Genomic DNA, 15,226 nt, shown 5'->3' on the forward strand with positions numbered 1-15,226 from the left:
GCTCATGCAAATTTATTATTTCTTAAAACGTTTTATATAATCTCTGTAATAGGGATTTTCTACGGGATGATCAGTATAATTTCCATTCGCATCAATATAACGTCCACGTTCATCTACCAAATATTGTGCAGGTGGCTCAGCATACCAGCCAGAAGGATATACTACTACCCGACTACCCTGATATCCGTTTAATGCTAGCAGTTTCTCAAATCGTGAAGCATCTGTACTACATCCACATAATATACACAATATAATAAATCCAACTAAGCTAAATTTCTTAATATTACTTGCCACTTTATACTCCATTTTGTCTATTTAAAAATTGTCTGAGACTAATATACTTTCTTCTCATACATGCTATTGATGCAGGTGTACAAACGTTAGTCAACCACTCATTTTCAGCTTCATCATATACTGCTAATATTCAGCTAGAGGCGTTTTAGAAACTTATAGCTGAGTCCATTCAATTATCCAAGCACAAATTCATATCTATCAGAAACTTAATTCTAATATGATACTCAACAATTTTTAAAAACCTTTTCTCTTCATACATTCTATTCTTGCAGGTCCATAAACGTTAGCCATCCATTCATTCCTTGCTTCAGAACCCTGGGGGTCATTTGGGTCAGGCAAAGTTAATTCAAGCTCTTCAAAACATTCATGATGAGCTTTATTTCTTGCTGGTGATGACCAGCCCGGACCATTCCAGAATCTTATAGCTGCTTCCATGCAACCTTCCAAGCACAAACATACACTTAACAAAAATATAATTTTAATGCGGTGTTTCATGATAATGCATTCCTTCCTTAGGTTTAGTTTGCCTTACCAGAATAGGCTAGTTTCTTTTATTTCAGTTGCACTAGTATGCAAAAATCATCTTTTAGATATCGATACAGCCCTGAATTCACTCTTTTAATATTACTATTATAAAATTCAGCTCAAGGCTAATTTATCAGATTACAAAATCATAAGCTGTTAATGTCCAGCTTGAACCATTTATAGAAACATTTTTTAAAAACCTTTTCTCTTCATACATTCTGTTGTTGCAGGTATATAAACGTTAGCCATCCATTCATTCCTTGCTTCAGAACCCTGGGGGTCATGTGGGTCAGGCTCAGTTAATTGAAGCTCTTCAAAACATTCATGATAAGCTTTGTTTTCTGCTGGTGATGACCAGCCCGGACCATTCCAGAATCTTATAGCTGCCTCCATACAACCCTCCAAGCACAAACATACACTTAACAAAAATATAATTTTAATGCGGTGTTTCATGATAATGCATTCCTTCCTTAGGTTTAGTTTGCCTTACCAGAATAGGCTAGTTTCTTTTATTTCAGTTGCACTAGTATGCAAAAATCATCTTTTAGATATCGATACAGCCCTGTGTTCACTCTTTTAATATTACTATTATAAAATTCAGCTCTAGGCTAATTTATCAGATTACAAAATCATAAGCTGTTAATGTCCTGCTTGAACCATTATAGAAACTTAATTTAAAAACCTTTTCTCTTCATACATTCTATTCTTGCTGGTGTATAAACGTTAATAAGCCATTCAGTATATGCTTCAGAATACAAGGGGACATTAGGTTTAGGCACAGTTAATTGAAGCTCATCAAAACATTCATGATCAGCTTTCTTATATGCTGGTGATGACCAACCCGGACCATTCCAGAATCTTATAGCTGCCTCCATACAACCCTCCAAGCACAAACATAAACTTAACAAAAATACAATTTTAATGCGGTGTTTCATGATAATGCATTCCTTCCTGAGGTTTCGTTGGCCTTACCAGAATAGACTAGTTTCTTTTATTTCAGTTGCACTATTATGCAAAAATCATTTTTTAGATATCGATACAGTCCTGTATTCACTCTTTTAATATTACTATTATAAAATTCAGCTCAAGGTTAATTTATCAGATTAGAAAATCATAAGCTGTTAATGTCCAGCTTGAACCATTATAGAAACATTTTTTAAAAACCTTTTCTCTTCATACATTCTAATGATGCAGGTGTATAAACTTTACTAAGCCATTCATTACTTGCTTCAGAACCCGGTGGGTAATGTGGGTCAGGCAAAGTTAATTGAAGCTCATCAAAACATTCCTGATCAGCTCTATTTCTTGCTGGTGATGACCAGCCCGGACCATTCCAGAATCTTATAGCTGCCTCCATGCAACCCTCCAAGCACAAACACATACTTAACAGGAATATAATTTTAATGTGGTGTCTCATGATAATGCACTCCTTCCTGAGGTTTCGTTGGCCTTACCAGAACCGGTATTGATGGGTTTGTATCATTTTTATTATGATTTGGACCTTCAAACCACTTGTCTCTAAAATCTTTATAATAAGGATTATTAACTTCAATATTACCTGTTAAATTACCATTCTTATCTATATTTCTGCCATAACTATCTTTCAAAAATTTATAAGGTATTTCTCTGAAATAACTACTATGCGAATACATGAATTATTTGTTTTCTACTCTTTATCTCAAACCGTAAAGTATCTGTACTGCATCCTCATAATATAACAAATCCAGCTAAGCTAAATTTCTTAATATTACTTGCCACTTTATACTCCATTTTTGTCTATTTAAAATTTGTCTGAGACTAATAAACTTTTCTTCTTATTCATGCTATTGATGCAGGTGTACAAACGTTAGTCAACCACTCATTTTCAGCTTCATCATATGCTGCTAATATTCAGCTAGAGGCGTTTTAGAAACTTATAGCTGAGTCCATTCAATTATCCAAGCACAAATTCATATCTATCAGAAACTTAATTCTAATATGATACTCAACAATTTTTAAAAACCTTTTCTCTTCATACATTCTATTCTTGCAGGTCCATAAACGTTAGCCATCCATTCATTCCTTGCTTCAGAACCCTGAGGGTCATGTGGGTCAGGCACAGTTAATTCAAGCTCTTCAAAACATTCCTTACTAGCTTTCTTATGTGCTGCTGATATCCAGCCCGGACCATTCCAGAATCTTATAGCTGCGTCCATACAACCCTCCAAGCACAAACACATACTTAACAGGAATATAATTTTAATGTGGTATTTCATGATAATGCACTCCTTTCTGAAGTTTAGTTGACCTTACCAGAATCGGGATTGATAGGTTTATATTGTTTTTATTTTGCATTGTACCTTCAAATCTTTTTTTCTTATAATCTAAATAATAAGGATTTATATTTTTCTTTTTAACTGGCTAATTACTATTAGCGTCTATACTTCTGCCAAAACTATCTTTCAAATGTCCTATCTGGTATAAAACTACAGGGCTGGCTGTGGCTGTTGCTATCCCGCCTATGCTGATAGTTGGGGAGGATAAACCTGCTCCTATCAAATTTAATAGTTTTAATAAATGATTAAATTTAATCATTATTAAATATATGATAATACAATTTGAATTACCCAGCTGACAAAATAAATTTTTGGATAATTTTTTATCATATCCTAAGCAAGACTATATAAACCGATAATGAATAATACATGTTAAAAGGTCTGCATCGTCCGGCACCGGTAACAATAAATATTTGTTAAACCTTTTAGCACCATATTGATCGAGTTCTTTTCCTGTAAATATATTTTTCGGAGATTGATAGCTTATTCTTGTTTTATGTTTAAACTTTGTTAACCAATTATACTTTGAAAATTAGGAAGATAAGCAATGTTATATTCTAATATATTTATTCTTAATCCTAATTCCGAAATTACTACTATCCTTATAATATTGCTATATACCGCGAAATTATTTATTATAATCCTTTTATATATTATAAGTTTATTATATGCCAGGCGAATTTATTGCTCACATTGCAGGAAATATCATTCAAGAATTTTGTAGAGGTTTTATAGAATTAGGATGGTCAAAAGATACTTTTAAAAGGAAACTATATTGGACTTCTTTTATTATTTTAAATATTGTTATGTTTGCATTTCTCTTAATATTTAACAAGGGGCCTATTACTATAACAGATGGTTTGATACTCTTTTTGACTTCATCTTTCCTTTCATTTTTGATTATAAATTTTTGTTGGGGTATATGGCGCTTCATTAAAGAATGGTTGAAGGTATCTAGTCGATAATAATCTCAATTCACTTGTTAATAAACAATTGACAGGTAATCCCCGCCAATTTTGTGTAAAACAAAGTATTATTTCATTAGAATATTAAAATAATTTAATTATAATTATATTAATAAGAATACTTATAAAAATATAAATTAATGTTTATATTATTTTCTAATTTATTATTTTTTAAATCAATTTTTCCTAAATATATTTTTCTCTCATAATAACAGAATCCTTCATCGAAAGTACCGTTTATATAGGTAAAAAATATACTGTCCCCTTTTTTCACATAATTAGGTACAAGTGCATGGTAGTTATGCTTATTACTAGTATGATGAAGTTCATATTCGATACCAGAGTCTCCATAATAATCATATTTAAATATATATGTTCCATACTGATCATCAATTCTGCCGGTAAATATAAATATAAACCATATTGCTTAACCTGAAATAGACAATGATAAAAGTATAAATACACTAAATATTTTATGTTTCCAAATCCATCTCATATTTGTCTTTCTCTTCCCTTATATAATATTATGTTAACTACCACAGGATACTTAAATCCAGATCTCATTCTCTTAAATATCTAATACCACAGGCTTTTATATCTTCCTGTTATTAATATCTGTAACCAATATTATCTATTTTTGATAAACTTGGATTACTGTAAAGCTACAGTAAATATCAGAATTATATTCAAGAATGATTCTGCTCGGAAAAAAGCTAAAAATTTGACCGGATCTCAGAAATTCTAATCCGGCCGGTGATATTACAGAATTTATTTTATAAATGATATCTGATTATCTGATTCAGTAAAATACTTTAAATCGCTCAGTATCATCAATAAAGCTTTTTTCAGGGAAAGGTGCTTCATTGGAACCAAAAGGCATCATGGCACGCAGTTTCCAGCTTTCCGGTATCTGCCATTCTTTAGCGGCTGCCGCATCCGGCAAAGGGTTATAGTGTTGCAGGCTGGCGCCGATGCCGGCATTTGCCAGAGCAGACCAGACTGCAAACTGGGCAATACCGCTTCCCTGTTCCGACCAGACAGGAAACTGCTCAGCATAGTTGGGATATTGCTGTTGCAGGCTGGTGATGATTTGCTGATCTTCATAAAATAATATGGTACCGACACCAGCCGCAAAACTATTAATTTTGGCTTCTGTGGGGGCAAATTTGTCTGCAGGTACTATGATACGCAATTCATTCATGACAATATGCCAAAATTTTTCACTTTGCTGACCAAACAGGATTACAGCACGTGAACTTTGCGAATTAAAAGCTGACGGAGACAGTTTAATGGCTTCTTCTATTAAAGCAGTTATTTCTTCTTGTGCCTGAATAATATTCCTGCCGAGTGCATACTGGGTACGACGTTTTTCAATGGCTTCTATTAATGTATTATTCATGTTCTTTCCTTTATCATTATGCAATTAAATTAATAAATTAACTCCAACATACATTGATATACTAGCGGAAAAATTTAAGTCTACCCAGCCCTGTTTATCAGTACAAAAATTATTCATTAAAGATATTAATAAATTTTATTTTCTTAAAAAACAGAACATAACAAACAAAATAAATCGGAATTGATGATAATTGCGCCGGTTTGAAGTCGTTGTTACACAGTATTTCCTTACAGGAATTGATTTTTTTATTTCTATGAAAATGCCAGATTTGTTCTATTAAACAGACTGTTTTTAATATATTTTTATAAATTATTACTGTTATTGGGTCAGGAATATGCGGTATTTAGCTGAGCAGATAGTGACGCAAAAAAGCCGTAATAGCGATACTGAACACCACTGTTGGTAACAGTGAAAATCGCCACGCCAGTAATATCGTGATGATAACGGACAAAAGATTAGCCGGATTGGTTGTGGCAAAGGCAGGAGCGATTACGGCAATCAGGACACAGCCGGGGATGGATTCAAGGACTTTGGCCAGGCGCGGACTAAGCTTACGCTTGCGTAATAACAGATAACCACTGATTCGGGTGATGTAAGTAACTACCGCCATGGCCAGAATAGTGAGTAAAGCTGATAAATCAATCATACGCTGCCATGATAAAAGCTACAGTTAAGCCTGCTATTGTACCCAGTAATACATACCATGCACCAGGCAGGAAAAGATAGCCAGCAATCGCCGCCAGCAGGCTCACCAGCCATGGAATAGCTGCAGTAAAACCTTTCCACATTCCTTTGAGTAAAACCAGAAACACTGCCACAAAGGCCATATCAAAGCCGTAATGAGTAACATCGCCAATTACCGGCCCGATAAGTGCACCCACAGTTGTGAATCCGACCCAGACGACATACAGACCTATGCCGGCACCAAGATAAAAATAATAGCTGAATTTCTGCTTTGGTGAGTTTTTCGCATCAGTAAATGCCAGTGCCCAGCTTTCGTCACACATTAAAAACAACGCAGATAATACTTTTCGTCTGGGCAGATCTTTTAGATAAGGTGTCAGTGCTGCACTCATCAGAATATGGCGACTGTTTACCAGTAGTGTCATTAAAGCAATCAAGATTAAATGCGGGGGTGAAGTCCACAGATTAACCGCTACAAATTCGGAACCACCGGCAAAGTTTACCGCAGTAAGCAGTGAAATTTCACCGGTACTCATTCCTTTTTGAATTGCCTGCGCACCTAAAACCAGTGAAAACGGAATAAAACTCAGCATAACCGGCAAAGCGGTAATCAACCCTCTCTTAAATTCCTGTTTTGGTTGTAATACGGCAGACGATGACACTGTTTAGTGCTTTCCGGTGTAATTTTAGTGTTGTGTATTATAAAAAGGATATTTACACAACGTAAACATAAAATACCAATATTGATAATGAAATACAGCTTAAGCGGACGGACTCGATACAAATAAATAATTTTATGCGCTAATAATAATCTACTTCTGAATTTTTTATGCAAGTTAATTACAATTGGATTATTTTATCTATTCGCTTTTCTATTCTATTAATAGAATGATGCTGAATTAATATATAAATTTCTGTCTTTAAAAATACATATGTCATTTTGCTAATCATAAATATAAGACAGCTAACTCGGTATAAAATTTTTGATGCTATTAATTTTCATTATTCAGGAATAGTACGGATATCTGTATTAATCCGTTTATCTGACTCATGATTAGCGATTGGTTAATTTGGTATGTGCCGGATAAAGTTTAGTTTCTATAATGAAACAGACCAGCATAATTAATGCCGGTCTGTTGGTTAATGACTAATAATAATGAACAATATCAATTAAATCAGAGCGGGACATATCGCCCGGATTATTTCCGGGCTGACCCTCAGGTATCGGAATACCCATTTTCTGGAAATGCTTTACCCAGTAATCAGGAAATTCACCAGTATCTTTAGACTTAAAGGTCATTGCGCGTAAAGGGAATACTTCCTGCCCGTTATTGGCTTCCTTGAATATCTGATAAATCAGCTCAGAACAGTAATACTGATCGTTAGTGATATCAAAGGCATCATCGTATTTTTTACCTACTTTTTGCTGTGCATAAATCAAAGCAGAAGGAATCAGTGCCTGATAAGGTGCTTTCAATCTGCCCACTACTGCTCGCGGCTGACACTGTTTTTTGGGATGCAGATATGTTTTCAGGGATGTGATGCGGACTTCAGGAGTAGTGGCTTCAATAACAAAAAACTGATTTGGGGTTTTCTGCCAGACAATTCCGACATGAGTAAAATTATATCCGGCCAGACCACTGGTAGCGGCCTTAATGGCACTATTCATACCGCCATCACACTTTTCCAGAAAAATAAGATCACCATTTTGCGGTTTAAAGGATTTCTGGGCATAGACATTCAGACTGAAGAATAAACTGCACACCAGAGCCAGCAATAAACGGATAGTTTTTTTATTCATGTACAAACCATATCTTAAGTAAATAATGATTAATTATACTGCATATACATTGATTAACCAGTATTTATAGAATGAGGCTGTAAAGTACGCTTTTAAATCAATCAGTATTTTTACCAAGCTTGCGCTGGAAAATACGGTAGCTGGCAGCAAATGCAGCAATAGCCGCACCAATCAGCGCACCACCGATAAACATGGAAACTAAATCAACAGTTTTGCCCACATCCAGACTGTCCAGTATCTGTTTAGAACTCAGTTTCTGGCTGCCCGGGCTGCTCATACCTTCAATCATATGGCGATTATTACATTTGGGCAGCAAGACATTCTGATCAGCAGCCTGTGGAAATGTTTGTCTGACTGCTGTTTCACACTGCTGAATCTGTGCCGGCGTAACCAGATTAAACCAGCCGCCGATATACAGTCCTCCGGCAAGCAGACAAATAGCAATAATGCCTACCAGGATGGCAGAGCCTCTTTTCTGCTGCGTAGCCACTCCTGAAGTTTTAACGTTTTTCTGCTGTTCGGTCTGACGTTTAATTTGACGGGTTTTGTTACTCACTAGCGCTCATTTCGTTGTAATAATTTAAGATAAATACCGTGCCTGAGGGGGCAATGAAACCCGCTGACAACCGGCAGAAACTTTATCCAGGTAATCATATTGGCTGATAGTAAATCATACCAAAAGCTGTTTTTCTGCTGAAATTAATTTTGTAAAAATTTCAGCTTAACCCCTGCCTTGGTTTTTGCCAGCATTTCGCTTACATTTTCGCCCAGATGCAAGGCCAGGCCGATAGTCAGCATATCAACTACCATCAGCTGCAGCAGACGGGAAATCATCGGGGTATATTTTTCGCTGTCTTCAGGGGTAACAACACTAATGACACAGTCACAGGCTTGTGCGACGGGTGATCCGGCACGGGTAAGAGCGATTACTTTTGCACCGTTACCCCTGGCAATTTTAATTGCATCAAGTAAATCTCGTGAAGAACCTGAATGCGAAATAACAACCAGCACATCTTGTGGTGACAATACGGCAGCAGCCATCAGTTGTACGTGACTATCAGTATAAGCAACTGTAGACAAACCAAAACGGAAAAGTTTGTGCTGAGCATCCATTGCAACAATACCTGAATTGCCTGCCCCATAGAATTCTATACGGCGAGCCTTGGCCATCAGCCTGACTGCGGTTTCCAAGTCAGCCGCATTAAGGGATTTACGGCTGCCAAGCACCGTGGCTGCGGTACTGGCTATAACTTTATTCAGCACATCCTGCATAGAATCGGTGCTGTTAAGCTCTTCATGAACATACGGCATACCGTCATGGCCGATACTGGCGGAAAGATTGAGTTTAAATTCAGGTAACCCGCTATAGCCCATGGTACGGCAAAAACGGATAACCGTAGGCTGGCTGACGCGTGCCTCTTTGGCAATAGTGGCTACAGCTGCGTGTACGAACCACTTGGTCTGCGCCAGTACACATTCAGCCACCCGGCGTTCCGCTGAAGATAATTCAGGTAATTTCTGACTGATTTTGGCTAACATTATGCTCTCCTGTTTTGTTGTTGCCACAAAACAGGAAGAGAAATATTGATAATTAATTTATACATGGTAAACCTGCTGATTTCTCTTGTATTGCGTGCCTATCCTAACACTGAAATAAACAAATGCAATATTTTGATGTGGATTATCGTTATCATGATGGTTATTAAAACCATAAATATTTATTATAGCGGTATTTAGAACAGATTTTTGTTATTACTGTAAGATATTCTAATATTTTCTAGCAGCGATACTGACCTAATGCATTAAATATAATTTCAAGTAAACGCTGATTATCTACCTGCTCCATTACATTAACAGGCTGATGACTGACTGGGGGCATACCGACAGTCAGTCTGAGTGCACCCTCTTTCCAGCGGCGGCTGCTGGCACGGGTACAGTCACGCGCAGTGGATACATCAACAATATAAGGTGAGCTGGTAACAATACTTTCATCAATCAGCTTGGCGACACACAATACATCATGAATCCAGCAACCGGCCAGCTGACGTGTCTGAATAGAATAGTCCATCCACGGACGTGATGTACGGACAATAAAATCTGCAAGCGGATTGGCAAAGCTCTGAAGTTTATCCAGATCCTGATGGGTGAGCAGTGTCTGTGTAGTTACGTCCAGCGGTGCAAGGGTAATATTGGCTCCACTTTCGATAACAATTTTGGCTGCTTCCGGGTCAACAGCGAAGTTGGTGTCCTTAAGATAGCTGTCCAGCTGAAATACACCGCCCATGATGACTATTTCGGCAACAGACCGGGCAAAATCAGGATAAAGCTGGATGGTATGGGCAATATTGGTTAACGGACCAATAGCCACCACGGTAATTTCACCGGGGTTCTTACACACCAGTTCACCAATTGCCTGAGCCGCATGTGGCGCGCTGTGATCATTTAATGGCGGCAGAGGTGGCAGATTGTCCCATAAAGACAATAATCCCTGTTTGCGTACATTATTATCCAGTTGTTCACGCCATGGGGCAGCCGGTTCAAGCAATGCCTGAGCAGCTCCTTTTACTACCGGGATGCTTTGATTCAATTCCTGCATTAATTGGTGCGCTACCTGAAAACCGGTATCCCGTGGTGTATTACCGGCCACAATGGTAATTAATTCCAGTTTAATTGAATCTGCAGCCAGCGCCAGCGCCAGTGCCAGCCCGTCATCTACATTCGCGCCTGCAACACCATTACCGGGATCACAGTCAATTACGATACGCTTCATAAATATTTACCTATGCTTCAATTACAACGGAGTCAGTAGCTGACTCCGTTATTGGTGATTCTATCAATTTGTTAAAGCAGTTAAATAGCGTCTTCTACTGCATTCAGGTCGCGTCCGCGAGTTTCCGGAGCATAGAATGTAGTTATAAAGCCAATGCCTGCCATTGCTGCAAAATAAATTGCAATCGGCCACCATGTACCATACTGAGCCAGCAATGCTGAGGCAACTAATGGCGCAATACCACCAGACATAATGCCTCCGAGCTCTTTAGCCAGAGCCATTTTGGAATAACGGTTACGCACCCCGAACAGCTCTACTCCATAGGCTGCCTGTACACCGAAAATACCCAGTGATGCCAGACACATACCAATAACAATAATACTGGCTACAATAAAAGGATCCCGTGTTTCCAGAAACATATAAGCCGGAACAGCATACAGCATCAGCAGAAAACAGAACCAGCGGTAAACAATACGACGGCCAAACCGGTCGGATAACCAGCCGGCAAACGGAATCACAAAAAAGCCTAATAAAGACGCAACAAATACCGCAGAAGTAGCAACAGTTTGATTCACTTTCAGAAATTTGACCACATAGCCGATAACAAATCCCTGTGCGAGGTAAGATGGGCCGTTTTCACCGATACGCAAGCCAAGCATAACAAAAAATGCTTTATTACGTGCCAGAAAGGAAGTTTTTTCAGCTGCCACCGTAGTTTGTGAAGCTGATATTTCAGTTTTTTGCACCCGGGATTGTTTAACTTCATTTTGTTCCTGCTCGAATACCGGAGTTTCCCGTACATGGCGGCGAATAAGAGTAGCGGCAATAGCTATCAGTGCACTGAGAATAAATGGTATCCGCCATCCCCAGCTGGCTACATCTTCTTTATCCAGCATTAACACCAGCAGCCAGACAGACGAAGCGACCAGTGTACCACTGTTAGAACCGATACCGATAATAGAAGCAATCAGACCGCGGTGTTTAGGTGGAGCATATTCTCCCAGCATAACTGTAGCACCGGAAAGTTCGGCTCCGGCCCCGAAGCCCTGCATAAAACGCAGTACAGCTAAAAGAAGTGGTGCCCATATCCCGATAGTGGCATAACTAGGGATAAGACCAATCAGCGTAGTGGAAATACCCATCAGAGCAATAGTGGTTACCAGTACAAATTTACGTCCTTTAAGGTCGCCAAGACGGCCAAAAAATATGGCACCGATCGGGCGGGCAACAAAGCCGACTGAATAAGTGGCAAAACTGGACAGAAGAGCAATTGCAGGCGTTAATTCGGGAAAAAACACATCTCCAAATACCAGCCCTGCGGCCAGACCGTATAAAGCAAAATCCACATACTCCATGGTGGTTCCGAGCCAGCAGGAAAGTGTTGCCTTAATAAATTCCCGTCGTCCTTCAGGTGTGGCTAAACGCTGTTCAGCTGCGCTCTGTTTCGGGCTGTCAACTGACGATTGTAAGTCACTCATTCAAATATCCTATGGTTACAAATCAGGGTGAAACTAGTTACAAAAAAGATTAAAACAAAATTTCCAGCACAAACTTGCTGCCAAAATAAGCCAGCATCAGGCTGACAAATGACACAATAACCCACCATGCCACTTTTTTCCCGCGCCATGCCTGCATATGATGTCTGAGCAGGATAACCAGATAGATTATCCATGACAGCACGCCGAATACCGTTTTATGATTAAAACGTGCCGGCTCACCAAATACAGCTTCGGAAAATACTGTGCCGCTGACAGCCGCTATAGTCAGAAGCACAAAACCCGCCTGCAGGCCTTGAAACATTAATTTTTCAATAGCCAGCAAAGGCGGCAGGAATGATTGCTGCGGAACAGTTTTACGCCGGTGCAGATAATGATTGCGTACCAGCATGAGCATAGCCAGCAGGGTTGTAATGCCAAAGAGGGCATAAGCCAGCAATGCCGACAAAACATGTATCATGAATGCTGTGTTGTGCATCGGGTAAGCAATAGCCTGCCCGGGCAGCAGTAAGGCAATCAACAGTACGAGTGCCGAACAGGGAAACAGCGCCAGCTGTAATCCCTGCAGGCGATAGCGAAAACTGCCCACCCAATACAGCATTACCATTAACCAGGTAATCAGATTGAGTGCCTGACCGAACCCCACCAGCAGTACATGCTGCTGCAACATTGGCTGCCATACAACAAAGGTATGCAGCAGCAATATCAGCAGTAACAGTAACTGCTCACCCCGCAACGGATAAGGCACATCAGTATGACGTTGCCAGAACCGCCATGCCAGTACAGAAAGCACGACATAAGCAAGAATAAGCACCAGCAGCAATAAGCTCATGATTTTTCCGCAGCAATAGCGCGCCAAAAATTGGCGCGCGTAGTGTAAAATAGGTATTTATTATTGCTATGCCTGCTAAAAAATACAGGCAGGTATAGCAACGGGGTGCCATTTTATAACCAAATTGCTACTTATCATACCTATTTATTGTGCGAATTGACTGGCAACAGGCAATTTTCACCGAACATATACAGGCTGCTTACAATTAGCCGGAGATGGTTTCGATGTTAGACAATCTATCAGATCGCTTTAGTAAAATCGCGAAAACTCTGCGCGGACAGGCGCGTTTGAGTGAAGACAATATCAAAGATGCCCTGCGTGAAGTACGTATGGCATTACTCGAAGCAGACGTTGCCCTACCAGTTGTAAAAACGTTTATGGCTTCGGTAAAAGAACGTGCAGTTGGGCAAGAAGTCATTGGTAGTCTCACACCCGGGCAAGCTTTTGTTGGTGTGGTAAACGATGCCCTTACCGAACTGATGGGCACACAAAACAGCAGTCTGAATCTGGCCGCAGTTCCACCGGCCGTGATTCTGATGGCAGGTTTGCAGGGGGCAGGTAAAACCACTACGGTAGGCAAACTGGCCCGACTGCTGAAAAATGAGCAGAAGAAAAAAATCCTGGTGGTTTCTGCCGACGTATACCGTCCGGCGGCAATAGAGCAGCTAAAATTGCTGGCACAACAGGTTGAAGTGGATTTTTTCCCGTCACACGAAGGTGAACAGCCGGTGACCATTGCATTAAATGCTCTGGATCATGCCAAAAAACATTTTTATGATGTACTGATGGTGGATACTGCCGGCCGGCTAGCTATTGACCAGAAAATGATGGATGAAATCCAGCAGATACATACAGCGATTAATCCGGTAGAAACTCTGTTTGTAGTAGATGCCATGCAGGGTCAGGATGCCGTAAATACAGCACAGGCTTTTAATGATACGCTGCCTCTGACAGGTGTGGTATTAACCAAAATGGATGGCGATGCCCGTGGGGGTGCCGCTTTGTCTGTACGCCATGTAACCGGCAAACCGATTAAGTTTATTGGTGTAGGTGAAAAAATCAACGGGCTGGAACCGTTTTATCCGGATCGTCTGGCTTCGCGCATTCTCGGCATGGGAGATGTACTCTCACTGATTGAAGATGTGCAAAAAGGCATTGATGAAAAAACCGCGCAGCAGATGGCAAAAAAACTGCATAAAGGCAAAGGTTTTGACCTGAATGACTTTAAAGCACAAATTCAGCAGATGCGTAAAATGGGTGGAATTGAATCCATTATGTCTAAGCTGCCGGGCGATATGGGACAAATGGCCAAACAGGTGCCGGAAGGCACGGCAGAAAAAGCCATGAGTCGTGTGGAAGCCATTATCAACTCAATGACTGCCAAAGAACGCGCCAATCCGCTGCTAATTAAAGCCAGCCGTAAACGCCGCATTGCCAATGGTTCCGGCGTTACCGTGCAGGAAGTGAATAAAATGCTCAAACAATTTGAGCAGTCACAAAAAATGATGAAATCATTTACCAAGGGCGGTATGGGTAAACTGATGCGTCTGGCCAAAGGCATGAAAGGTATCATGCCGCAATAACCTGTATTTTTAATACACTGCCTGAATTCAGATTCAGGCAGTTTTTTATTTTCTGCTATCTCCTGAAGATAGCTTATGACAAGCATCCGGCATAGATAATCTTATATCTTTACTGTAAAATATTCCGAGCAATTTAAGATTGCTGTTTAATTACATTATCTTAAAAAGGAGTACGATAATGCGCAAATTTAATAATAAAGGCTTTTTTTGAGCCAACCAGCAAACGCCGCAGAGGTTTCCCGTCAGAAACCAACGTTAAACGCGGACTGATAAGAACTGTTCATGGTGACAAAGTTCTGCATGAAAAGCTGGGGCGCAATGATCCCTGTCCATGCAACTCGGGTCGCAGCTTTTAAGAAGTGTTGTCTGAAAACCGGCTGCTTTCGATGGCAGCAACAGACATGACTACTTCCGCTGATGTCTGCCAGTAATCACTGCTACTGATTTAATCCACTTTTAATTACTCCCCCTGTATTCTACGCATACCGGGGGATAATTGATTGGGCTTCTGCACAGTTTTATCCCGCCTGCACAGATAATAAACAGATAAGGCAGCAGAAAT

General features: G+C 39.7%; 18 protein-coding genes. 2 read left to right on the top strand and 16 right to left on the bottom strand.

The window, feature by feature from the left end:
• Positions 1-15: 15 nt before the first annotated feature.
• The 16 genes from SALWKB2_RS09765 to SALWKB2_RS09845 all read right to left on the bottom strand — a co-directional run bounded on the left by SALWKB2_RS09765 (position 16) and on the right by SALWKB2_RS09845 (position 13,081).
• Positions 16-294 carry a hypothetical protein gene (locus tag SALWKB2_RS09765; protein ID WP_144353295.1) on the bottom strand — a complete coding sequence of 93 codons (279 nt, stop codon included), beginning with the start codon at positions 292-294 and terminating at the stop codon, positions 16-18.
• Between the two features lie 234 nt (positions 295-528).
• Entirely contained in the window at positions 529-789 is a 261-nt protein-coding gene (locus SALWKB2_RS09770) for a hypothetical protein (RefSeq protein ID WP_025331494.1), read from the bottom strand.
• Positions 790-1,011: 222 nt separating this feature from the next.
• Positions 1,012-1,272: a hypothetical protein gene (locus SALWKB2_RS09775; RefSeq protein ID WP_025331495.1), complete on the bottom strand. Its 261-nt coding sequence runs from the start codon at positions 1,270-1,272 to the stop codon at positions 1,012-1,014.
• 221 nt (positions 1,273-1,493) lie between these two features.
• Positions 1,494-1,754, bottom strand: a complete 261-nt coding sequence (locus SALWKB2_RS09780; protein WP_025331496.1) for a hypothetical protein — start codon at positions 1,752-1,754, stop codon at positions 1,494-1,496.
• A gap of 221 nt (positions 1,755-1,975) precedes the next feature.
• Positions 1,976-2,176, bottom strand: coding sequence for a hypothetical protein (locus SALWKB2_RS09785; RefSeq protein ID WP_144353296.1), 201 nt, complete (start codon positions 2,174-2,176; stop codon positions 1,976-1,978).
• 43 nt (positions 2,177-2,219) lie between these two features.
• The gene (locus SALWKB2_RS09790) at positions 2,220-2,471 is read right to left on the bottom strand and encodes a hypothetical protein (RefSeq protein WP_025331498.1); all 252 of its coding nucleotides are present in this window, start codon (positions 2,469-2,471) and stop codon (positions 2,220-2,222) included.
• Between the two features lie 342 nt (positions 2,472-2,813).
• Positions 2,814-3,074, bottom strand: a complete 261-nt coding sequence (locus SALWKB2_RS09795; RefSeq protein WP_025331499.1) for a hypothetical protein — start codon at positions 3,072-3,074, stop codon at positions 2,814-2,816.
• A gap of 1,824 nt (positions 3,075-4,898) precedes the next feature.
• Positions 4,899-5,498, bottom strand: coding sequence for a nitroreductase family protein (locus SALWKB2_RS09805; RefSeq protein ID WP_025331501.1), 600 nt, complete (start codon positions 5,496-5,498; stop codon positions 4,899-4,901).
• A gap of 343 nt (positions 5,499-5,841) precedes the next feature.
• Positions 5,842-6,144: an AzlD family protein gene (locus SALWKB2_RS09810; RefSeq protein ID WP_025331502.1), complete on the bottom strand. Its 303-nt coding sequence runs from the start codon at positions 6,142-6,144 to the stop codon at positions 5,842-5,844.
• Complete coding sequence (locus SALWKB2_RS09815; protein ID WP_038649031.1) at positions 6,137-6,844, bottom strand: AzlC family ABC transporter permease; 708 nt, start codon at positions 6,842-6,844, stop codon at positions 6,137-6,139. Before SALWKB2_RS09815 ends, SALWKB2_RS09810 begins: the two co-directional genes overlap by 8 nt.
• A 485-nt stretch (positions 6,845-7,329) precedes the next feature.
• Complete coding sequence (locus SALWKB2_RS09820; protein ID WP_038649035.1) at positions 7,330-7,983, bottom strand: YiiX/YebB-like N1pC/P60 family cysteine hydrolase; 654 nt, start codon at positions 7,981-7,983, stop codon at positions 7,330-7,332.
• Between the two features lie 97 nt (positions 7,984-8,080).
• A complete protein-coding gene (locus tag SALWKB2_RS09825) occupies positions 8,081-8,539 on the bottom strand; it encodes a hypothetical protein (protein WP_025331505.1) in 459 nt (152 codons plus the stop codon).
• A 143-nt stretch (positions 8,540-8,682) separates the two neighbouring features.
• The gene (locus SALWKB2_RS09830; protein ID WP_038649038.1) at positions 8,683-9,522 is read right to left on the bottom strand and encodes a MurR/RpiR family transcriptional regulator; all 840 of its coding nucleotides are present in this window, start codon (positions 9,520-9,522) and stop codon (positions 8,683-8,685) included.
• A gap of 238 nt (positions 9,523-9,760) precedes the next feature.
• Complete coding sequence (locus SALWKB2_RS09835) at positions 9,761-10,753, bottom strand: nucleoside hydrolase (RefSeq protein WP_025331506.1); 993 nt, start codon at positions 10,751-10,753, stop codon at positions 9,761-9,763.
• A gap of 80 nt (positions 10,754-10,833) precedes the next feature.
• Positions 10,834-12,231 (bottom strand): MFS transporter, encoded by a 1,398-nt coding sequence (locus SALWKB2_RS09840; protein WP_025331507.1) that lies wholly within the window; start codon positions 12,229-12,231, stop codon positions 10,834-10,836.
• Between the two features lie 49 nt (positions 12,232-12,280).
• Positions 12,281-13,081: a cytochrome C assembly family protein gene (locus SALWKB2_RS09845; RefSeq protein ID WP_025331508.1), complete on the bottom strand. Its 801-nt coding sequence runs from the start codon at positions 13,079-13,081 to the stop codon at positions 12,281-12,283.
• Between the two features lie 224 nt (positions 13,082-13,305).
• On the opposite strand from SALWKB2_RS09845, the gene ffh reads away from it, so the two are divergent.
• Together ffh and SALWKB2_RS12730 are read left to right on the top strand one after the other, a co-directional pair.
• Complete coding sequence (ffh, locus tag SALWKB2_RS09850) at positions 13,306-14,664, top strand: signal recognition particle protein (protein ID WP_025331509.1); 1,359 nt, start codon at positions 13,306-13,308, stop codon at positions 14,662-14,664.
• A gap of 308 nt (positions 14,665-14,972) precedes the next feature.
• A complete protein-coding gene (locus tag SALWKB2_RS12730; RefSeq protein ID WP_370530647.1) occupies positions 14,973-15,020 on the top strand; it encodes an SEC-C metal-binding domain-containing protein in 48 nt (15 codons plus the stop codon).
• The last annotated feature ends 206 nt before the right edge of the window (positions 15,021-15,226 follow it).

The sequence above is a fragment of the Snodgrassella alvi wkB2 genome, assembly GCF_000600005.1.
GTDB lineage: Bacteria > Pseudomonadota > Gammaproteobacteria > Burkholderiales > Neisseriaceae > Snodgrassella > Snodgrassella alvi.

What these genes read in the sequence shown, in the direction of transcription:
- SALWKB2_RS09770 (WP_025331494.1), bottom strand. Translation starts at nt 789, where the DNA reads ATGAAACACCGCATTAAAATTATATTTTTGTTAAGTGTATGTTTGTGC.
- SALWKB2_RS09775 (WP_025331495.1), bottom strand. Translation starts at nt 1,272, where the DNA reads ATGAAACACCGCATTAAAATTATATTTTTGTTAAGTGTATGTTTGTGC.
- SALWKB2_RS09780 (WP_025331496.1), bottom strand. Translation starts at nt 1,754, where the DNA reads ATGAAACACCGCATTAAAATTGTATTTTTGTTAAGTTTATGTTTGTGC.
- SALWKB2_RS09785 (WP_144353296.1), bottom strand. Translation starts at nt 2,176, where the DNA reads ATGGAGGCAGCTATAAGATTCTGGAATGGTCCGGGCTGGTCATCACCA.
- SALWKB2_RS09790 (WP_025331498.1), bottom strand. Translation starts at nt 2,471, where the DNA reads ATGTATTCGCATAGTAGTTATTTCAGAGAAATACCTTATAAATTTTTG.
- SALWKB2_RS09795 (WP_025331499.1), bottom strand. Translation starts at nt 3,074, where the DNA reads ATGAAATACCACATTAAAATTATATTCCTGTTAAGTATGTGTTTGTGC.
- SALWKB2_RS09805 (WP_025331501.1), bottom strand. Translation starts at nt 5,498, where the DNA reads ATGAATAATACATTAATAGAAGCCATTGAAAAACGTCGTACCCAGTAT.
- SALWKB2_RS09810 (WP_025331502.1), bottom strand. Translation starts at nt 6,144, where the DNA reads ATGATTGATTTATCAGCTTTACTCACTATTCTGGCCATGGCGGTAGTT.
- SALWKB2_RS09820 (WP_038649035.1), bottom strand. Translation starts at nt 7,983, where the DNA reads ATGAATAAAAAAACTATCCGTTTATTGCTGGCTCTGGTGTGCAGTTTA.
- SALWKB2_RS09830 (WP_038649038.1), bottom strand. Translation starts at nt 9,522, where the DNA reads ATGTTAGCCAAAATCAGTCAGAAATTACCTGAATTATCTTCAGCGGAA.
- SALWKB2_RS09835 (WP_025331506.1), bottom strand. Translation starts at nt 10,753, where the DNA reads ATGAAGCGTATCGTAATTGACTGTGATCCCGGTAATGGTGTTGCAGGC.
- SALWKB2_RS09840 (WP_025331507.1), bottom strand. Translation starts at nt 12,231, where the DNA reads ATGAGTGACTTACAATCGTCAGTTGACAGCCCGAAACAGAGCGCAGCT.
- SALWKB2_RS09845 (WP_025331508.1), bottom strand. Translation starts at nt 13,081, where the DNA reads ATGAGCTTATTGCTGCTGGTGCTTATTCTTGCTTATGTCGTGCTTTCT.
- ffh (WP_025331509.1), top strand. Translation starts at nt 13,306, where the DNA reads ATGTTAGACAATCTATCAGATCGCTTTAGTAAAATCGCGAAAACTCTG.